Source organism: Paraburkholderia ginsengisoli NBRC 100965, assembly GCF_000739735.1.
Lineage (GTDB): Bacteria > Pseudomonadota > Gammaproteobacteria > Burkholderiales > Burkholderiaceae > Paraburkholderia > Paraburkholderia ginsengisoli.
Genome location: NZ_BBJF01000004.1, coordinates 588,316 through 608,219 on the forward strand (window position 1 = coordinate 588,316; position 19,904 = coordinate 608,219).

A 19,904-nucleotide genomic window follows, 5' to 3' on the forward strand; every position below is an offset into this window, starting at 1 on the left:
GCCGCTTCAGCCCGCGTTGCGCGCCGGTTTCCTTGGCGCCGTGCTCGCCGCGATCGCGCGCTTCGCCGGCATGTTCTGCGCGATGATCCGCGCGATTTCGGCATCCGCTTGCGTGCCGTACTGCGCGAACACATCCGTGCGATACGAGGTGCCGACCGCCGCGCCCAGTTGCGCGCCCGACTGCTCGCGCGTGTCGACGTCGACCTGCATCGACAGGCCGATGCGTAGCGGATGTGCGTCCAGTTCGCGTTGATCGAGCTGGATTCGCGCGGGCAGCCGCTGCACGACCTTGATCCAGTTGCCGGTGGCGTTCTGCGCGGGCAACACCGCGAACGCGGCGCCCGTTCCCGCCGAAAAGCCCACTACCCTGCCGTGATACTTGACGCCCGAGCCGTACACGTCGGCGGTGAGCGTGACCGGCTGACCGATACGCATCTGCCGGAGCTGGCTTTCCTTGAAGTTCGCATCGACCCACACGCCGTCGAGCGGCACGATCGCCATCAGCGGCGAGCCCGGCGCGACGCGCTGACCGACCTGCACCGAGCGCCGCGCGACATAGCCGGTCACCGGCGCGGGCAACGTGTTGCGCGCGTAGTTCAGATAGGCGTCGCGCACTTTCGTCGCGGCGGCCTGCACGTTCGGATGCGCTTCGATCGACGTACGGTCGGTCAGCGCATGATTGGCCTCGGCCTGCTGGCGCGCGGCGTCGAGCGCGGCCTGCGCGGAGCTGACCGCGTCGCGGGCGTGCGCGATGTCCTCGCCGGACACCGCGCCCGTTTCCGCCACCGTCTGACGGCGCTTCAGGTCGTCGTTCGCGCGCGCCAGGTCGGACTGGCGCTGTGCGATGGTCGCCGCGTAGAAATCGTTGTTCACGTACAGGCCGCTGACCTGGCGCACGGTCTGGCCGAGTGTGGCTTCCGCATCGGCCAGCGCGATTTTCGCGTCGGCGTTGTCGAGCGTGACGAGCGGCGCGCCCTGCTTGACGATTTGCGTGTCGTCGGCGTTGACGGCGATCACCGTGCCGCTCACTTGCGGCGTCAATTGCACGAGGTTGCCGCTGACATAGGCGTCGTCGGTCGACTGGTGATATTGGCCGAACGTGTAGTAGTACGCGCCGTAAGCCGCGCCGGCCGCCACGACGGTCGCGGCAAGCAGCGTGAGCAGCTGCTTGCGCTTCGTGGCGAGCGGCTGGGTTTCGGGGACCGGGTCCGCTTTCGCAGCCGCGCGCACGGTGTTGATCGTTTCGCTCATGATGAGGCTCCTGACAGACGTCAAAGACGTGAAGGTGTCGCGAGCGCGTTTCAGCGCGCGGCGACGACGGGTTGAGTGCTTGCCGCCAAAGCGGCCGGCGCGGCCGCTTTGCCGCCGTCGTCCGCAGCACGGGCGTCGGGACCGTCGACATATCCGCCGCCGAGCGCTACCGCCAGCGCGATCTGCTGATCGCGCCGGTTCATCCTGAGATTCGCGACCTGCTGATCGGCGGCGAGCGCGGTGGTGTCGGTGTTCAGCACCGTCAACTGATTCGCGAGGCCGGCCTTGTACTGCGTGAGCGCCAACTGGTCGGCGCTGTGGGCGGCGTCCTGCGCGGCCTGTGCGTCGGCAAGCTGCTGATCGGTCGCTCGGATTTGCGCGAGTTGCGTCGCGACTTCGGACAGCGCGGTGACGAGCGTCTGGTTATAAGTGGCGACCGCGTAATCGAAATCGGCGTAACGCCCCTTCAATTGCGCGCGCAACTGGCCGCCGTCGAAGATCGGCAGATGGATCGCCGAACCGGCCGACGCGGTGCGGCTCGCCGCGGTCAGAAAGCGCCCGAAGCCGAAGGCGTCGAGGCCGATCGACGCGCTCAGGTTGATGTCCGGATAGAACTCGGCCTTGGCTTCTTTCACGTCGTGCGTGAGCGCGTCCACCCGCCACTTCGCGGCGACCAGATCGGGGCGGCGGCTCACCAGATCGGCGGGCAGATTGTCCGGCAGGCGCACTTCGTCGCCGACGCCGAGCATCGGCCGCGCAATTGCGAGCCCGCGGTCCGGCCCGGCGCCGAGCAGCGCCGCCAACTGATAGCGGGTCGTGACAATGCTGCCGTCGATGCCGGCGAGCGTCGCGCGGCTGGTGGCGAGGTTGGCCTGCGCGGTTCTGCGTTCCACCTGAGTGTCGAGACCGCTGGCGATGCGTCCCGCGGTGATGCGGTCGATCTGCTCGCGTTGCGCGATCTCCTGCTGCGCGATATCGCGCAACGCGTAGAGCCGCGCGAGCTGGTTATACGCGCGCACCATCGCAGACGTGAGAGACAGCCTGACGACCTCCGCGTCGGCCCGGCTCGCCTGCAGTTGCGACAGCGAGGCCTTCAGCGCTTCGCGGTTCTTGCCCCACAGGTCGAGATCGTAGGAAGCGGACAGCAGCCCCTTGTTTTCCGATTGCCATGAACCGGCGTACGGCGGCGGCACGAGCGCGGTGCTCGAATACTGTTGTCGCGTGAACGAATACGTCGCGCCGACTTGCGGCATCGTCGCGGCCTTCGCGGTGTCGCTGTACGCCGCCGCCGCGGCCACCCGGGCGCGGGCCCGCTCGATCGACGGATTGCCGCTCAGCGCTTCGGCGATCAAGGCCTTCAGTTGCGCGTCGCCGAACTGGTCGGCCCAATCGGCTGCGGGCCAATGGCCGTGGTCGGGCGCAATGCTCTGTTCGGTCGCGTAGGTCTGCGGCTGCGCCATCTGCCTGTCGCTCGAAATGCCAGCGTAATTCGCGCAAGCCGACAGCACGGCTGCGAAGATCACCGTTACACCGGCCCTCGCGACTCGCGATCCGGCGGCCTTGCTAATTAACTGTGATTGCATTGTCTGACCTGTCAGATAATTGGGGTAAAAAAATCGCCGCGGCACGCCACGACGCTATCCGGCTTGTTGCGCGTTCGTCGCGCTGGCGCCTAGTCCGCGAGAAACTTGTTCAGCAACCGGCGCAATTCTTCGAATTCCGCTTTCGTGAATTTTTTCAGACGCCGGTTCAGCACCACCGGCGCGATAGCCGGAAGCTGCGCGGCGACCGCTTCGCCCTCTTTCGTCAGCTTCAGGTTGACGACGCGACGATCTTCGACGCTGCGTGAACGCGCGAGCAAACCCTTCGTTTCCAGCTTGTCGAGCATGCGTGTCATCAGGCCCGTATCGATGCCGAGGAGCTTCGACAATTCGAATGGCGTGGTGGCGATGCCCTGCCGCATGGACAGCAGAACGCCCATTTGCTGGCTGGTGATGTCGAGCTCCTTGAGCGCCGCGTCCATCTCGGTCACGAGCACGTTGCGCGCTTTGGTGATCGAGAAGCCCACGCTTTGCGTCATGCTGAAACTGTCCGGCGTGTAGTGGTTCATTGGGTTCCTCCGGTTGATGAGCGGCACTTTATCTGCAAAGTCAGATAGTGTCAAAGTTGATTGCGGCACTTCAGTGTTTCAGCGCGCGCGCTATTTCGCGGCCCTTGGGCGAACTAAACTGGTTACCTCGAATTAGGCAAAACCGGTCATTTCATCAAGCCAGTCCAACCGTTAATCTGCGTTCAGGTCGAATCACTACCGGAAGGACGAAAATCATGAAGATCATGCACGTCGATGCCAGCGCGAAGCGCGAGCGCTCCAACTCCCGCGCGTTGAGCCGCTATTTTCTGGAACGCCTGCGCGAAGAGCGTGTGGATGTCGACGTCGATTACCTCGACGTCACCGTGGACACCCCGCCGCACGTCACCGAGGCTTTCGCGATTGCCACCTACACGCCCGCGCACGAGCGCACGGCGGCGATGAAGGCGACGCTGGCGTCGTCGGATGCGTTGTGCGAGCGGCTGCTCGCCGCCGACGCGTTCGTGTTCGCGATGCCGATGTACAACTGGTCGATGCCGTCCGCGTTCAAGGCGTTCATCGACAGCGTCACGCGTACCGGCGTGACCTACACGCACGGCGACGACGGCCGCGCCGTCGGGCAACTCGGGCGCCAAAAGGTGCTGTTCATCACGAGCCGTGGCGCGGATTTGCGTGCGGGCTCGCCGTATGAGTCGATGGATACGCTCACGCCGGCGCTGAAAGCGTCATTCGGATTTCTCGGCGTGGCCGATCCGACTTTCGTCGATGCACAGCCGTTGCAGTTCGCGAACCCCGAAGTGCGCGCCGACGCGCTCGAACGGGCACGGTCGGAATTGGCCGAGGTGGCGGCAAATTGGGCGGAGTCGTTCGCGGCTTCGGATACGAACAGCAGAGAAGCCATGACGGTTGGCGAGGAGTAACGACATGAACATGCGCACATTGATTGCAGCAACGACGCTCGCCGGTTTGGCTTTCTTCGGCGTGTCCCAGTCGACGTTCGCCGCCGGTGCGAATGCCACCGGCGGGCACGAAACGATCACGCCGGCGTTTGCCGAAGCGATCGCCAACGTACCCGGCAAGACGATGACCGCACTGGTGGTCGACTATGCGCCGGGCGGCAAGTCGCCGTCTCATCGGCATGGCCAGGCGTTCGTGGTGGGCTACGTGCTGTCGGGTGCGATCCGCAGCCGCGTCAACGATGGCGAGGAGCGTGTCTACCATGCGGGCGAATACTGGACCGAGAAGCCCGGCGCGCATCACACGGTCAGCGAAAACGCGAGCGCCACCGAGCCCGCGAAGCTGCTCGCTATTTTCGTGGCGGACACGAAGGACAAAAACCTCGTCACGTTCGATAAGAAGTGACCGGGCGATCCCCGGCAAAGCCGAAGGCGTGCGTGAAGCGCCGCCGACGTTTTATGTCCCGGCTGCCGCGCCATGCATTCGCATGGCGCGGCGGTTACTTGTAGCGCCCTGCTTCACCGCGTCTGCGCGACGCCGTTGCCGACACGCTTGCAGATCGTGACAACCGACAGCAACACCAGCGCGCGCCACAGCCAATCTGCCCACGACGCTAGCGGCAAGCCCAACCCGGTCCACAAGCCGAACGCCCCGACCGCCACCGCGCGATCGCTCTTGCCGAGCGGTCCGTCATAGCGGCGAGTCGCGCCCGCGAGCGACCCGATCAGTCCCGCACATTCGACAATCACTGCGACCAGCGCGAATACCCAGATATCCGCGGGATTGAATGCGGCAATTGCCAAAAATGGTAAAACGAGCGCAATGTCGGATATGACGTCGCCCAATTCGTTCAGATAAGCGCCCAATGCGCTCTTTTGCCCGAATTCGCGCGCCAGCATACCGTCGATCGCGTTTAATGCCATGCGTAGGAACAGCCAGACGGGAATCAACAGGAATAGCCGATAATCCGGCGCGCCGAGCGCCGCTGCCGCGCCGACCAGAATCGAGCCGAGCGCAGCCGTTATCGTGACCTGATTGGCATTCACGCCCGCGCTCGCCAGCCGCTGCACCAGCGGGCGCAGCAGGTTCTGGAACTTCGGTTTGAGTGCGTAGACGCTCATCGCTATTTAAATTGAGATAAAGGGAATAACCACGCGCGAAAATGTCAAAAACCCCCTCGCGCGGACTTTCTAAAAACGTCATCGTCATTTAAATACTCGAAAACGTCAAGAAAAGCGAAACGGCTATTTCAAATCTGGTGCGGTTCGCGAAAAATCGTCATAATCCGCGTCTGAAAGGCATCGGTTATTCGTGCTGGTGAATAAGGTAAATTGACAATTAAACGTCACAGCCGCGTCGCGGCGCATCGTTTGGAGAGGCGCATTCAATGAGTGTCTGGCACGCATGGCAGCGCGATTTTCTACTGGGCGTGGTGCGTCTCGTGGCGGGTGCCTATCCCGTCTGGCATCGCGGCGCGCCGAGCGCCACGCAAAAAATCTACTTTTCGAATCACACCAGCCACATCGACACGCTGGCGATCCTCGCCGCATTGCCGCGCGAATTGCGCGGCCAGGTGCGGCCGGTTGCGGCACGCGACTACTGGCAGCGCGGCAAAGCCAAAGTCCATATCGCCAACGAACTGCTCAACGTGGTGCTGATCGACCGTAACAAGGAAGCCGACGGCGATCCGCTGGAACCGGTGCGCGAAGCGTTGCGGCTCGGTCACTCGATCATCATTTTTCCGGAAGGCACACGCAGCGCGAACGCGTTGCCGCAGCCGTTCAAAAGCGGCCTGTATCGACTCGCCGGCGAGTTCCCCGGGATCGAGCTGTGCCCGGTTTATCTGGAGAACCTTCAGCGCATCATGCCCAAGGGCGCGATCTGGCCAGTGCCGCTGATCTGCAAGGTGCATTTCGGCGGCACGATGACGCTCGCGGAAGACGAAACCAAAGCGGACTTTCTGGAACGGGCGCGCGAGCGGGTCGTCGAGTTGTCGCCCGCGCGACAAGAGCCCTGATCGAACCGGCCCGCGCGCAGGTCAGGAGAACGGCGCCCGCATCCGGCCAGGACCAACGAACACAGCGCGCCCGACGCGCATATCGAACCAACGGACACCACACACTATGAGAAGCGCGTTCTGGGAACTGATTGCCGGCGTGACCGGCTTTCTGGCGATTGCATCGGTGATCGGCGCGATTCTCGCGTGGCGCGACGACGGCCGCAGCGCGACCATCGTCAATCTGAATCAGCGCATTCGCGCATGGTGGGGGATGATCGCCGTGATGGCGATTGCGATCGGTCTCGGACCGGCGGCGACCTATCTCGTGTTCGCGTTCGTGTCGTATCTGGCGTTGCGCGAATTCATCACGCTCACGCCGACTTCAGCGAGCGACCACACCACGCTGTTCGTCGCGTTCTTCATTGCGATCCCCGTGCAGTACCTGCTGCTATGGGTCGACTGGTACGGGATGTTTTCGATCTTCGTGCCGGTGCATCTGTTCATCACGTTGTCGCTCGTGTCCGCGTTGACGCAGGATACGCGCGACTTCCTGAGCCGCAGCGCGAAGATCCATTGGGCGCTGATGGTCTGCGTGTACGGCCTGAGTTACGCGCCGGCGCTGCTGATTCTGGAGATCCCCGGCTATCGGGACGAAAACGCGCTGCTGCTGTTTTTCTTCCTGCTGGTGGTGCAGATCAGCGACGTCTTCCAGTACGTGGTCGGCAAGCTGTTCGGCAAGCGCAAGATCGCGCCGCAACTGAGTCCATCCAAAACGGTCGAGGGGTTCATCGGCGGCGGACTGCTCGCCACGCTGGCGGGCGCCGCGCTCTACCGGATCACGCCGTTCAGTTTCGGCGCGGCGTTTCTGATGTCGCTTGCGATCGTGCTAGCCGGTTTTGTCGGCGGGTTGGTGCTGTCGGCCGTCAAACGCTCGCTCGGGGCGAAGGACTGGGGGTCGATGATCGCGGGACACGGCGGCGCACTCGATCGCGTCGATTCGATCTGTTTCGCGGCGCCGGTGTTTTTCCACCTGGTGCGCTATTTGTACGTGTAGTGAGCGTTGCAGTCGGCGCAGCCCGCGTCGCATTAGAACTTTGGGTGACACTCGAAATTGACTGACGATGCGTGCTCCGACATCACCTGCACCCCGCTGACGGTTTCCATCGTGACGCTGGTTTGCATGCCGCGACGCTCGCAGTAGTCGCGCGCTTCGCTCACTGCGTGCTCGTGCGCGCGCGCCCATGCCATGCGCCCGCCTGTTGCGCTCGCTGCGACTGTGTAGGTGCCGGGTTTGTCGGTGGCGACGACGTCGGTCGCCGATGCGCAGCCGACCAGGCTCGCGCATGCGACTGCTGCCGCGATGAAACCACGAATGCGCGTGAACGATGCGTGCGAGTCTGTTTGCGTGACGGATGCGTCGTCCTGTTCGCGCATCGCGCCGGAATGATGAGTGACCATGTGAGACCTGTACTTTTTTTCTAGCGGATTACCAAAGCGCAATTATCCGTAATCGCTAGCAGGAGATCAGCCTCGTCATCTGAAAACACTGTTGCGTGCCGCTTAACAATCCGTCGAAGATCGACGTGCGCGTCGACGCGTTATTTCAAATTCAAGCACGTCATCACCGAGCTTCATGCGACGCCCGAATGCGCCGCAGAGGCAATTGCGAATGGTCGGTCGCGTGACGGGAAGCAGGGAAACGCGAGCACGCGACCCGTCCGCCCCAGCCTCATTGCGACGCGCCGCTGCCGTTCGCCGACGCCCCTTCTCCGCCCTGACTTCCCGCATCCGGCGGCATCACGTCGTCCGGCGTGGGCGTCGGTGCGATAGCCGGTGCGCCGCCACCTCGCGCTTCACCATCGACCGCGGCACTCGCCGGCGCCGGCACGGAACCCGGCGCTGGCAGCAGCGGCGGCAACGCGCGCGCCCCGCCCTCGCCGCCGGTCACGGCGGACGCCGCCGACGCTGCTGCCTGGGGCTCAACCGGCGCCACTGGCGCCCGCCGCCCCGGCCCACGCGTCGCAACCGGCTTCTCCGGCTTGACCGGCGCCGCCGCAAACAACTGCTGAAGCCACTCGCGCAACCGGCCGGTACGCTCGGCGAACCAGCCCGGCTCCTGCGCCGTATCGAACTTCACGCGGCTATCGACCAGTCTTGAGCGCTGCGCGCGCTGGAAGAAGTCGCCGACGATCGGCAGCGCGCTATGCGCCCCCTGCCCCCAGTAGTCGCTGCGCAACGTGACACGGCTGTCGTTGAAGCCCACCCACGCGCCCGCCACCAGTTGCGGATGAATCAGGATGAACCAGCCGTCCGCGTTGCCCTGGGTCGTGCCCGTCTTACCCGCGACGTCGCCGCGCACGCCGAAGCGCCCGCGAATGCTCGCGCCGGTGCCGCGGCTCACGACGTCGCGCATCACGTCGACCAGCGTGCGGGCGGCATCGGCGGGTAGCTCCTGCTTCGCGGGCGCCGGCGCGAAGTCGGCCAGCACCTCGCCGTTGCGATCCTCGATCCGCGTGACCATCACCGGCTCGACGTAACCGCCGAGGTTGGCGATCGTGCCGTAGGCCGAGACCATCTCTTTCAATGTCACCGGGCTCGTACCGAGCGCGAGCGACGGCACCGGGTCGAGTTCGCTGTCGCGCACGCCCATTGCGCGCGCGAGCCGCGCGACCTTGTTCGGACCGACCGTCTCCATCACCTGCGCGGTAATGCGGTTGCGCGAAAACGCCAGCGCGTCGCGCAGGCTGATCGCGCGCTCGCTCGGCTCGTCCTCGTCGCTCGGCTTCCAGATCTCGCCGCCCGCCAGCGGAATTTCGACGGCCTTGTCGACGAAGGTATCGGACGGTTTGGCGCCGCCCTCGAAAGCCGCCGCGTAGACGAACGGCTTGAAGGTCGAGCCCGGTTGACGGCGCGCCTGCTGCACGTGGTCGAACGGGTCCTGGCTGAAGTCGCGGCTGCCGACCCACGCCCTGATCTGGCCGTTGCGCGGGTCCATCGCGAGGAAGTCGGCCTGCACGCGGGTCTTCGTGTCGCACACCGACTGCACGAGGCTGCGGTCGGACGCAACGCGCTTGAGCGCGTCGTCGTCGGTGAGGCCCGCGTCTTTCGCGGCACGGAACTCGGGCGTCTCGCGCAGGAAGGTCGGCAGCAGATCGCCGCCCTTCGCACATCCGGCACGCGCGCCCCACGCCGAGTTCGCGATGCCCTGCAACTGATTGCCCTGCAGCGTGACGGCCTGGGTCGCCATGGTCTGCAAGCGCGAATCGATCGTGGTCCGCACCACGAGACCGTCGGAGTAAATGTTGTAGTCGTTGCGATCGGCCCATGCGACGAGCCACTTGCGCAGTTGCTGCGCGAAGTGCGGCGCGGGTCCAGGCGGCTCGGTCTGACGTTCGAAGTCGATGCGCAGCGGACGGCGTTTGAGCGTCTCGTAGGCCGCGGGCGTCAGCTTGCCGTACTTGACCATCTGCGCGAGCACCGTGTTGCGGCGATCCAGCGCGCGCTCCGGATTCAGCACCGGGTTGTAGTAGCTGTTGCCTTTGAGCATGCCGGTGAGCGTCGCGCTTTCGAGCACGTTCAGGTCGGACGCGGATTTGTCGAAATAGGTGCGTGCGGCCATCTCGATCCCGTACGCGTTGTACAGGAACGGCACGGTGTTCAGATAGGTTTCGAGAATCTCGTCCTTGCTATACAGCGCCTCGATCTTGAAGGCCGTGATCGCCTCCTTGAGCTTGCGCGTCAGGTTCGGCGCCCGGCCGATCTCGTCTGGATAGAGATTGCGCGCGAGCTGCTGGGTGATGGTCGAGCCGCCCTGCCGGTCGCCCGAAAACGTGTGCAGCGCGGCCGACGCGGTGCGCCGCCAGTCGAGGCCGAAGTGTTGATAGAAGCGGTGATCCTCGGTGGCGATCAGCGCGTTCACCACGTTCGGCGAGATGTCCTTGAGCTTGACCCACTCGCGGTTGGACGGCTTGAACTCGGCGAGCAGCTTGCCGTCGGCCGAGAGGATCCGCGCCGGCTGTTCGATCTTCGCCTTGCGGATGTCGCCGATACCGGGCGTGAACGGAATCAGCAGCAGCGCGTACAGGATCACCAGCACCGGCAGCGCGGCGCACGCCCATGCGCATGTCCGCGCCAACCCGCGGCGGGTCGGGTGACGCAGATGCCACAGCGCCTGTGCGATATGCGGGTTGATGAAGGTCAGCCATTTGTCCAGGGCTGCCAGAATCGAGGGGATGAGGCGCTTCACGCTTGCTACCGTCTGCCGGGAAAGGCGCAATCCTACCAAGATGCGCGGCGGCGGCGGATTTTTGCAAGGCGGCCGGCCAAACCAGTGCGCAAACCGGGATGCCGCGCCGGCAATAATCGCGGGCCACTATAATGTCGCCAAATTCCGACAAGAGGTGCTTCATGATCATCAAACCGCGCGTGCGTGGCTTTATCTGCGTTTCCACCCATCCGACCGGCTGCGGGGCCAACGTCAAGGAACAGATCGAGTACGTGAACGCACGTGGTCCCATCGCCAATGGCCCGAAGAAGGTGCTCGTGATCGGCGCATCCACCGGCTACGGCCTCGCCGCGCGCATCAGCGCCGCGTTCGGCAGCGGCGCCGACACGCTCGGCGTGTTCTTCGAGCGCGCCGGCAGTGAAACCAAGGCCGGCACGGCAGGCTGGTACAACAGCGCCGCGTTCGAGAAATTCGCCACGGAAAAAGGCCTGTACGCGACCAGCATCAACGGCGACGCGTTCTCCGATGAAGTCAAAGCGCGCACCATCGAAGTCATCAAGCGCGATCTCGGCCAGGTCGATCTCGTGGTCTACAGCCTCGCGGCGCCCAAGCGCACGCATCCGAAGAGCGGCGAAGTGTTCAGCTCGACGCTCAAGCCGGTCGGCAAGTCCGTGAATCTGCGCGGCATCGACACGGACAAGGAAGTGATCAAGGAAACGGTGCTCGAGCCGGCGACGCAGACCGAGATCGATCACACGGTCGCGGTGATGGGCGGCGAAGACTGGCAGATGTGGATCGACGCGCTGCTCGACGCGGGTGTGCTCGCGGACGGCGCGAAGACCACCGCGTTCACCTATCTCGGCGAGAAGATCACGCACGACATCTACTGGAACGGTTCGATCGGCGCGGCCAAGAAGGACCTCGACCAGAAGGTGCTGGGCATTCGCGAGAAGCTCGCGGCCAAGGGCGGCGACGCGCGCGTGTCGGTGCTGAAGGCGGTCGTTACGCAGGCCAGCTCCGCGATTCCGATGATGCCGCTCTATCTGTCGCTGCTCTTCAAGGTCATGAAGGAGCAAGGCACGCACGAAGGCTGCATTGAGCAGGTGTACGGCCTGTACAAGGACAGCTTGTACGGCGCCGCGCCGTATATCGACGACGAAGGCCGTCTGCGTGCCGACTACAAGGAGCTCGCCCCCGAAGTCCAGGAGCGCGTGCAGGCGCTGTGGGGCCAGGTGACCAACGAGAACATCTACGAACTGACCGACTTCAGCGGCTACAAGACCGATTTCCTGAGACTGTTCGGCTTCGAGATCGCGGGCGTGGATTACGACGCGGACGTCAATCCGGACGTGCAGATTCCGAAGCTCGTGCAGGTTTGATGTGAGATGGCGGCGGACTCGCGCGATGCGGGTTCGTGGTTTTAATTGGCCGGTCGATGCGATGAACCGCCGGCCTCGCAAGGGCTGACGTGCGATGACGTTCGAAGCAGCCGAAGCCGCGCTGTGGCAGCTCGTGCAGCTCGTGCAGCGCCACAGCGGCCTGCCTCCCTGTCAGCAGGGAAACGCCCCTTGCAGCGAACGGAGAATCGCCAGCCCTATCGGGAAATCGTCGGAGATGCCCGGATGGTTCGCGAAGAACGCGTCGAGCAGCGGATAAACGGTCTGATTGCCAATGGCCAGCGTTTGCGGCGGACAGAACAGCTGTGGCCGCTTCCTGGCGACCAGATCGCCGTTCGCCCAGCCATACGCGTTGATCGTACCGGTGATGTACGCGGCGAAGACCGAGTTGTTATCCGCATGCGCCCACTTCTTGTATTGCGCCGCCGTCATCTCGGCATGGGCGTTCAAGGCGAAAAAGGCTGTCAGCAAAGCCAGCGCGAATGTCGAAAACCGCATCGTCGAACCTTCAATCTGTGTCGCAAAGGCGGCCATTGTAGGGGACTCGGGACCTGGTGCGCAGAAGCGTCGCGCAGGTGGGAATTCGTAAGCTGTCGCCACGGGTTTCTGTAAGCGGCGCGGGTTGCGTTCGCCTGTTGCGTCCGCGTGATCCGCGCCCCCCGCGTGCCTCATCGCGAGCCTGCCTACGGCGTGCCGTTGCGGCAGTAGTCGCGATAGCCTTCGCGTCCGGCCAGCCCCGCCATGTACCCGGCGACCGCCGGAAAATCCGCGTGTTGCAGCGGCGTGTCGAGCCAGCGGTTGACCGACAACGCGATCGGGATGTCCGCGAGCGAGAACGCCTGCCCCGCGATGAACGCCCCAGTGCACTCCAGTTGCCCTTCGACCATCGCCATGTGCTTCGTCCAGTTCGCGCTCGACGACTCGATCTGCCGCCGGTCCTGATGCGCCGCCGAGTGCCGCGCCAGCGCGAGAAACGCATAGCTCCACGACCGATTCAACTCGCTCGCCTGCCAGTCGATCCATTGATCGCAGCGCGCGCGTTCGTGCGGATCGGCCGGGTAGAGCCACTCGCCGCGATACCGGCCGGCCAGATAACGGATGATCGAGTTGGACTCCCACAGCACGAAGTCGCCGTCGCGAATCACAGGGACCATCGCGTTCGGATTGAGCGCACGAAATTCCGCGGCATCCGTCGAGCGAAATCCCGAACCCCAGTCCTCCTGCTCGAAGGACAGCCCGAGTTCCGCACAGGTCCACAGCACTTTGCGGACGTTGATCGATGAGGTCTTGCCGAGGATCTGCAGCATAGGTCGTCGTGTCGTCATGTCGCCGCGGAGGTGTGACCGGATGAAAAGGCGGCAACGTGCGGGTTGCGCGGCGTCAGCGTGCAATGTGCCATCGGCGCGCGTAAAAATCCATGCGCTCGTGAGATCGGGCCAGTCTCGCCCTCACCCTTTCAGCGTCGCCTGCTCGCGGATCATGTCGTACAGCGCCTGCGCCGCCGGCGACAGTTGCGCGGTTTTTCGCGCGACGAGCACGAGCGTGCGCGACACCACCGGCTGCGTCAGCTCGACGGTACAAACCGTCGGATACGCGCCCTTCTGAATCGCGAGCGCCGGCACGACAGCCGCGCCGACCCCTTGCGCGACCAGTCCCACCGCTGTCGAGCTGCGCTGCACTTCGTAGAACGAGCGCAGCGCCAGCCCACTGGTTTCCAGCGCGCCATCGAGCAGCGCGCGATTGCCGCTAACCTCCCCGGCAAAGATCAGCGGATAGGCCTGAAGTTGCCGCCACGCGATGCGCCGCCGCTTCGCGAGCGGATGATCCTCGTGACAGATCAGCACGTAACGGTCTTCGGTCAACGGCACGCTGGCGAGATCCGGATGAGCGTCGCGCGCGATATTGATGCCGAACTCGACCTCGCGGCGCAACACCGCCTCCTCCACAGCCGACGACGCGTGATCGAGAATCTTGATGCGGTTGTGCGGGTAACGCGCCGTATACGCCTGCAGAATGCGCGGCAAGTACTGCACGCCGACCGTCGGCACACAGGCTATCGACACGTCGCCGCGCCGGGCCACCCCCGTTTCGCAGATTTCGACCAGCGCGTCGGCGAGTTCACCCAGCAGACGCCGCGCTTGCGGCAGGAAGCTGCGGCCGATTTCGGTGAGCGCCATCGAACGGGTGGTCCGCTCGATCAGCGTGACGCCGAGAAACGTTTCGAGCTTGCGCAGCCGTTGCGTGATCGCCGTTTGCGTGACGTGCAGCGAATCGGCCGCACTCTGGAAGCTGCCGCGATCCGCAATCGCGACGAAGGCCTGGACGCCGAGCGTGTCGATTTTCATTAGAAAAATGCAGGAATCGGAATGATAAATTCATTTTACTCTGCCGTCGGCGCCGCAGAAAATGAGCGTATTGCCTCGGTTTCGCAGACGTCGCAAACGCGAACACGCGGACAGGCGGACACGTCTGTGCGTATCCGGCGACCCGGCACGACCCCACATAAGGAGCATCAGATGACAGCAACGACGGATTGGCAGGCGAAGCAGTACATGCTGTTCGAAAACGAGCGCACGCGCCCGGTCAGGGATCTGCTGGCGGCGGTGCCCGCGACCGACGTGCGCAGCGCGGTGGATCTCGGCTGCGGACCCGGCAACTCCACCGAAACGCTTGCGGCGCACGCGCCGGGCGCGGCGATCCACGGTCTCGACAGTTCCGCCGACATGATCGCGGCGGCCCGTCAGCGGCTGCCGCAATTCCAGTTCGACGTGAGCGACATTTCGACGTGGGACGCCTCCGGACCATACGATCTGATCCTCGCGAACGCGGTGCTGCAATGGGTGCCGGACCACGACCGGCTGCTTCCCGCGCTTGTCCAAAAGCTCGCGGCAGGCGGCAGCCTCGCCGTGCAGATGCCCGACAATCTGGACGAACCCGCGCACCGTCTGCTGCGCGAGGTCGCGGCGCATGGCCCCTGGGCGCAGAAGTTAAAGGGCGCCGAGCGGACCGAGCGCTTTAGCGCCGACTGGTATTACCGTTTGCTCAAGCCGCTGTGCGCGCGGGTCGACGTCTGGCGCACGGTCTACCATCACCCGCTCGCGGGCGGAGCCGCCGCGGTGGTGGAGTGGTTCAAGGGCAGTTCGCTGCGGCCGTTCCTCGCCAGACTCGACGATGCCGGGCAGCGAGCCTTCCTGCAGCGCTACCAGCAAGACATCGCGAACGCATATCCGACGCTCGCCGACGGCTCGGTCCTACTGCCGTTTCCGCGGCTTTTCATCGTTGCCACGCGCTAGCCGCGCGCGCTTTATCGGAACAATGCGCGCACCGTTGCGCGGCCCAATGCACGGCCGCCGCGACGCGTGTGGGGCCGCGCACGCGCCAAAGTACGTCAGGCATTGCCCAGCTTGAATTCTGCGTGATATTGTTTGCTGAAAGCGGAGGACGGCGGCCCGTCGACCTCACCGGAAGCAATCTACAGCAGCGAGCGTCGCCATGAGTGATGTACGCCATCATCTGAGTCCACGTGACCGTTTGGAGTTGTTGTGCTGGCTCACATGCGGGAGCCTTGGCGCCTACTACCTGAACGAAGACTGGCCCGACGCCGCGTTTCACGTGCAGTCCGCGCATAAGTGGCTCGACCGCCGCGCCCGCGAGGCCGACTGGTTGAGCATTGCGAAGCTGTCTGCTACGGCGCTGGAAATCGCGCAACGGCACGCGCGTTTCGTCGATACCGACTGGGCGCGCGACGCCGTCGAGGAAATTCTCGATACGGACGAACTCGATCCGCAAGCGAGACTGGTCAGGCAGGTGCTGGCGGATTGCCAGAATGCGCTGGCCGATCGTCGGCTCGCGGATTGAGTTCCCGCGATTGCGGCGCGCTCAGAAGTTGTGCCGCAACCCGACGATCACCGAGAGCTGCTTGTCCGAATCCGAATTGACGATATTCGGAATCTGCGCAAGATTCTCCGTCGCGCCCGTCGACGGACTGATCGCCAACCCCGCCCCGGAAGACTTCTGCCCGATCGCCACCGCGTACAGCGCGGTGCGCTTCGACAAGCTGTACACCGCGCCCAGATTCACCTGATGCACCCGCGTCGACGCGCTGCCCGACGGTTTGGCATCGTTGAAGATATACGCGAAGCCTAGCTGCAGATCCGGCGCAAGCGCATACGTGGTGTTCAGTTCGGCGATGTCGAACGACATATCCGCGCCGTCTGGCCGCGCGGCACTCGCGAAGTACTGGCTTTGCGACAGACGCGTATGCGTGTAGGTCAGCGCCACGCTCGCCTTGCCGAACGCGTACGATCCCCCTGCCCCGAAAATCCGCACCTTGCTCGCGTCCTGCAACTGGCAGTACGCCGCGCCCGGGTTCGCGCAACTGAAGTCGCCGATATAACCGTCGGCGCCGCCCAACGCAGCCTCCAACGGCTGGTTCAACTCGAGATACCCGGCACTCAGCGACAACGGTCCGTGCACGTAATTCGCAGCGAGCGCCCATCCCTTGTTGCGTGAAAAATCACCGGCGACGCCGCCGAGACTGAACAGGCCGCCCATTGTGAAGCCGCCGAAACTCGGGCTGATGTACTTGATCGAGTTGTTGAAGTTGAACGCTTCGTTCAGATTGTCGACGTCGCCGAAATGCGAGCCGTACAGCGTCGCCCAGTTGTTGCTCGACACGTACGCGCCCAGGTTGTCGGAGAACGGATCGTACTGGCGGCCGACGCTCAGCGTGCCGTACGTGGCATTGCTCAAACCGACCCACGCGTTGCGGTTGAACAGCGTGTTCGATTGCAGCATCGTGCCGCTGCCGATCAGGAAGCTGTTTTCCAACGCGAAGTTGACCGTCGTTCCGCCGCCGATGTCCTCCGTGCCCATCAAGCCCCAGCGCGACGGCACCAGATTGCCGCCCGCCAGCTGATAGTTCGCGTGTCCGTTGGTGCTGCCGTCGGCGAGCGTGGTCTGCTGGTTGTTGGTGTAGACGAGGCCGGCGTCGACCGTGCCGTACAGCGTCACCGAAGATTGCGCGTGTGCGCCCATCGAAAGGCCGAGCGCGGCCAGCGCAAGCGCCGAGCGCTTGACGAAATTGTCTGCCATGTTTTTCTGCCGGAGAGTGAGGTAGGCTAAGTTGAGCGCGGCGCGCCTATTTGCGTCGCTTATTTGCGTCGCTTACTGGCCGAAGCCTGCGTAGATGTCCGGCCGCTTCTTGCGCAGCACGAGACCGATCAGCACGCCGATGAGCGCGACGGCGAACACGATCCACGGGAACGACTTGACGATCGGACTATCGGAGCCGCTCAACGCGTCGAGATTGCGCACGAGGATCACACCGATATACAACAGGCCGAGTCCGCCCAGCAGAGGCGCGACGAACGAGTGCCACACACGCGTATCCTTGCGCGTCTTGCGGAAGAACGCGATCACCGAAAAACTCGTCACCGCCTGCAGCATCACGATGCCGATCGTGCCGAGCGCGGAACTCCAGCTGAACACGACGTTGAACACGTCACTGCCCGACGCGATGAAAAGCCCCAGCAGCACGCATACCGACAGCGTTTGCAGATAGCTCGCGACATACGGCGAACGGTATTTCTCATGCACGCGATTGAGTGCTTGCGGCAGGATGCCTTCGAGGCTCAACGCATGGATGTAGCGCACCAGCGTGTTATGAAACGACAGCAGACTCGCGAAGATACTGCTGAGCAGCAGGAAGCTCATCACAGTGGTGACCGCGCCACCCAGATACTTGCCGGACTGGATGAACCAGAAATCGCCGGGCTGTTTGGTCGCGACGGTGACGACGTCGGCGAGGCCGTATGCGCAGACGATCGTCCACGTGACGAAAGCGAAGAAGCCGAGAATCAGCAGCACCGACACATATGTCGCGCGCGGCACGGTTACTTTCGGATCGCGGCATTCCTTGCCGTAGATCGCGGTCGCTTCGAAACCGATGAACGACGCGAACGCGAACATCACCGCAATGCCGAGGTGCCCGCTGAACACGTGTTGCGGCGTGAACGGCGCAAGCGTGAGACCGTTGGGTCCGCCGCCGTGGATGACGATCGCCAGCGCGAGCAGCAACAGGATGCCGAGTTCGAGACACATCAGCACGCCGAGCAGGCGGCTATTCAGATCGATGCCGCGAATGCCGGTGAATTGCACGACTGCCACGCAGATCAGCGAATACCCGTACCAGGGCAGCGCGGTATGCAGCAGCGGCGCGAGGATCACGGTGCAGAAGAATCCAAACAGGCCGTACAGCGCGATCTGGATGAACGTGTACGACATCAGCGCGACGAGCGCGCCGGCCATGCCCATTGGCCGTCCGAGGCCCGCCGTGATGTACGCGTAGAAAGCACCGGCGCGCACCACGTGCCGGCTCATCGACGCAAAGCCGACGCTGAAAATCAGCAGCACGAGGCCGGCGATGACGAACGCCCCGGGAATACCCGCGCCATTGCCGAGACTGATGGCGGGTGGCACCGCGCCGAGCATGCCGGTTAGCGGCGCCGCCGCGGAAATCACGAGAAACACGATCTGCCACAAGCCCAGCGTATTGCCCTTCAACTCCACGGGGGTCTCCGCGTCGGCCAGACTGGTCGGCGAATAGGGTTCGTTCATCGTTGCCTCTATGTTATTGGCTAGTCTGCAACTCGCCAGAACCCTTGCACTACTGGTTAAGGCGCTCGTATGACCGACGTCAATTGCTTCGGGGTGAGCGCATGTTAGGTAGCTAAAAAATAAAGCGACTTCGCGAACCGCGCCAAATTTTCGATAAAGCGCGCCAATGCGGGCGAACCCTGAAGTCGATCGTTTGCATCAAATACTTAGGAACCCGGAAGTTTATTTTTTCAGCGATAGCGTTGCCGTGCGGGGCTTTCAGAATGAAAGCCGGGGCCCCTTGCGCAGCGCGCCTATTTTTTCCAGTTGCGCGTAGCGCGCCACAACACGGTCGCGTCGGCATAACCGACTGCTCGTGCGATCGCCGCATTGGTGAGCCCGTCGCGCTCAAGCAATCCTTCAACGCTGCGCTGCCGCTCCTCACGCAGAATCTGCCGCACGGATGTGCCTTCCTGCGCGAGGTGCCGTTGCAGCGAGCGATGCGAAAGCCCGAGATCTTTCGCGATGTCGGCGACGATCAGCTTTTCATGCGCGAGGCGGCGCGTAATCAGATCGCGGACCTGTTCGACGATGCTGTGCGGCATCGCATCGCTCGCAATCAGATCGGTCGCGTGGCGCTCCATCATCCGCGCCATTTGCGAGTCCGCGCTTTTCAGCGATGCGTCGAGATCCCGCGGACGCAGAATCACGCCGTTGAAAGGCTGCTGAAAGCGCACCGGCACGCGAAATATCCGTGCATACGGTTTGAGATCCGCGGGCGCCGCGTGCTCGAAATGCACCTCGACCGGATTCCACGCCGCGCCGCGCACGAGCCGGATCATGTTGCACATGGTCGACAAGCTGTACTCCGCGTCCTGGCGACGCGGCCAGATTTGCGGACTCGCGATCTGGTAGGTCCAGATCGGCCATTCGTCATCGCGCAGCACTTCGCAACTCGTGGTGTTCTGCCATGACGCGAGCGCGAGCGTGAACTTGCGCATCGCCGCGTTCAGCGTCGGCGAGGAAAGAAACACCAGGCCCGCCGGCCCGAGTTCCGTCAATTGCAATTCGCTGCCGAGTCGCAAGCCGAGCGACGCTTCGCCAAGCACTTCGGCGGCACGCTCGAAGGCCGCCACGTAACGCGTGAGCGGCAGAATTTCATACGGATTGGACAGCAGCCGCCGGCTCATGCCGAACGCTTCCAGCAGCGAGTCGCAATCGGCGCCCGACTGATCGAGTGCACGCACGACCGGTCCCATCACTGCCGCACGAATCATCGGGAAACTGCCATTGAGCGTGACTTTTTTCATCGTGAGCGTCTCCTCTCCAGTCTGCGCTGTCGTGTTGCCCGAGTCATTTCTTCTGGCGCACTTTATCGCCCAATTGGCG

19 protein-coding genes are annotated in these 19,904 nt (G+C 63.8%); 7 read left to right on the forward strand and 12 right to left on the reverse strand.

Translation table 11 applies throughout. The features are described 5' to 3' along the window. Positions 1 to 6: 6 nt before the first annotated feature. The 3 genes from BGI01S_RS06705 to BGI01S_RS06715 form a co-directional block, all read right to left on the reverse strand. A complete protein-coding gene (locus tag BGI01S_RS06705; RefSeq protein ID WP_042323506.1) occupies positions 7 to 1,251 on the reverse strand; it encodes an HlyD family efflux transporter periplasmic adaptor subunit in 1,245 nt (414 codons plus the stop codon). Positions 1,252 to 1,301: 50 nt separating this feature from the next. Further along, a complete protein-coding gene (locus BGI01S_RS06710) occupies positions 1,302 to 2,834 on the reverse strand; it encodes an efflux transporter outer membrane subunit (RefSeq protein ID WP_042323507.1) in 1,533 nt (510 codons plus the stop codon). Positions 2,835 to 2,923: 89 nt separating this feature from the next. Next, on the reverse strand, positions 2,924 to 3,361 hold the full coding sequence (locus BGI01S_RS06715; RefSeq protein WP_042323510.1) for a MarR family winged helix-turn-helix transcriptional regulator: 438 nt from the start codon (positions 3,359 to 3,361) through the stop codon (positions 2,924 to 2,926). Positions 3,362 to 3,576: 215 nt separating this feature from the next. On the opposite strand from BGI01S_RS06715, the gene BGI01S_RS06720 reads away from it, so the two are divergent. Beyond that, a complete protein-coding gene (locus BGI01S_RS06720) occupies positions 3,577 to 4,260 on the forward strand; it encodes an FMN-dependent NADH-azoreductase (protein WP_042323512.1) in 684 nt (227 codons plus the stop codon). A gap of 4 nt (positions 4,261 to 4,264) precedes the next feature. Further along, positions 4,265 to 4,702 carry a cupin domain-containing protein gene (locus BGI01S_RS06725; protein WP_042323515.1) on the forward strand — a complete coding sequence of 146 codons (438 nt, stop codon included), beginning with the start codon at positions 4,265 to 4,267 and terminating at the stop codon, positions 4,700 to 4,702. A gap of 113 nt (positions 4,703 to 4,815) precedes the next feature. Here the strand turns inward: BGI01S_RS06725 and BGI01S_RS06730 are convergent, their stop codons facing one another. Continuing rightward, a complete protein-coding gene (locus BGI01S_RS06730) occupies positions 4,816 to 5,418 on the reverse strand; it encodes a CDP-alcohol phosphatidyltransferase family protein (RefSeq protein WP_042323520.1) in 603 nt (200 codons plus the stop codon). 266 nt (positions 5,419 to 5,684) lie between these two features. Here BGI01S_RS06730 and BGI01S_RS06735 point away from each other — a divergent pair, with 266 nt between their 5' ends. Beyond that, positions 5,685 to 6,314, forward strand: coding sequence for a lysophospholipid acyltransferase family protein (locus BGI01S_RS06735; protein ID WP_042323522.1), 630 nt, complete (start codon positions 5,685 to 5,687; stop codon positions 6,312 to 6,314). Positions 6,315 to 6,420: 106 nt separating this feature from the next. Beyond that, positions 6,421 to 7,350, forward strand: coding sequence for a phosphatidate cytidylyltransferase (locus tag BGI01S_RS06740; protein WP_042323524.1), 930 nt, complete (start codon positions 6,421 to 6,423; stop codon positions 7,348 to 7,350). Between the two features lie 32 nt (positions 7,351 to 7,382). Here the strand turns inward: BGI01S_RS06740 and BGI01S_RS06745 are convergent, their stop codons facing one another. Both BGI01S_RS06745 and BGI01S_RS06750 read right to left on the reverse strand, forming a co-directional pair. Then, on the reverse strand, positions 7,383 to 7,730 hold the full coding sequence (locus tag BGI01S_RS06745; RefSeq protein ID WP_042324469.1) for a hypothetical protein: 348 nt from the start codon (positions 7,728 to 7,730) through the stop codon (positions 7,383 to 7,385). Between the two features lie 295 nt (positions 7,731 to 8,025). After that, a complete protein-coding gene (locus tag BGI01S_RS06750) occupies positions 8,026 to 10,542 on the reverse strand; it encodes a penicillin-binding protein 1A (RefSeq protein WP_042323527.1) in 2,517 nt (838 codons plus the stop codon). 161 nt (positions 10,543 to 10,703) lie between these two features. On the opposite strand from BGI01S_RS06750, the gene fabV reads away from it, so the two are divergent. Continuing rightward, complete coding sequence (fabV, locus tag BGI01S_RS06755; protein ID WP_042324471.1) at positions 10,704 to 11,900, forward strand: enoyl-ACP reductase FabV; 1,197 nt, start codon at positions 10,704 to 10,706, stop codon at positions 11,898 to 11,900. Between the two features lie 171 nt (positions 11,901 to 12,071). Here fabV and BGI01S_RS06760 read toward each other — a convergent pair whose 3' ends face one another. The 3 genes from BGI01S_RS06760 to BGI01S_RS06770 all read right to left on the reverse strand — a co-directional run bounded on the left by BGI01S_RS06760 (position 12,072) and on the right by BGI01S_RS06770 (position 14,263). Then, a complete protein-coding gene (locus tag BGI01S_RS06760) occupies positions 12,072 to 12,416 on the reverse strand; it encodes a hypothetical protein (RefSeq protein WP_042324473.1) in 345 nt (114 codons plus the stop codon). Positions 12,417 to 12,601: 185 nt separating this feature from the next. Further along, positions 12,602 to 13,225, reverse strand: a complete 624-nt coding sequence (locus BGI01S_RS06765; protein ID WP_042323529.1) for a glutathione S-transferase family protein — start codon at positions 13,223 to 13,225, stop codon at positions 12,602 to 12,604. A 141-nt stretch (positions 13,226 to 13,366) separates the two neighbouring features. Beyond that, positions 13,367 to 14,263 carry a LysR family transcriptional regulator gene (locus BGI01S_RS06770; protein ID WP_042323530.1) on the reverse strand — a complete coding sequence of 299 codons (897 nt, stop codon included), beginning with the start codon at positions 14,261 to 14,263 and terminating at the stop codon, positions 13,367 to 13,369. Between the two features lie 171 nt (positions 14,264 to 14,434). Between BGI01S_RS06770 and tam the strand changes: the two genes are divergently transcribed. Beyond that, positions 14,435 to 15,211: a trans-aconitate 2-methyltransferase gene (tam, locus tag BGI01S_RS06775; RefSeq protein WP_042323532.1), complete on the forward strand. Its 777-nt coding sequence runs from the start codon at positions 14,435 to 14,437 to the stop codon at positions 15,209 to 15,211. A gap of 199 nt (positions 15,212 to 15,410) precedes the next feature. Next, on the forward strand, positions 15,411 to 15,776 hold the full coding sequence (locus BGI01S_RS06780; RefSeq protein WP_042323534.1) for a hypothetical protein: 366 nt from the start codon (positions 15,411 to 15,413) through the stop codon (positions 15,774 to 15,776). A gap of 21 nt (positions 15,777 to 15,797) precedes the next feature. Here the strand turns inward: BGI01S_RS06780 and BGI01S_RS06785 are convergent, their stop codons facing one another. The 3 genes from BGI01S_RS06785 to BGI01S_RS06795 form a co-directional block, all read right to left on the reverse strand. Then, positions 15,798 to 17,012 carry a porin gene (locus BGI01S_RS06785; protein WP_042323536.1) on the reverse strand — a complete coding sequence of 405 codons (1,215 nt, stop codon included), beginning with the start codon at positions 17,010 to 17,012 and terminating at the stop codon, positions 15,798 to 15,800. Between the two features lie 72 nt (positions 17,013 to 17,084). Further along, positions 17,085 to 18,536: an APC family permease gene (locus BGI01S_RS06790; protein WP_052400428.1), complete on the reverse strand. Its 1,452-nt coding sequence runs from the start codon at positions 18,534 to 18,536 to the stop codon at positions 17,085 to 17,087. Positions 18,537 to 18,829: 293 nt separating this feature from the next. Further along, entirely contained in the window at positions 18,830 to 19,825 is a 996-nt protein-coding gene (locus BGI01S_RS06795) for an AraC family transcriptional regulator (RefSeq protein WP_042323537.1), read from the reverse strand. Positions 19,826 to 19,904 lie beyond the last annotated feature (79 nt).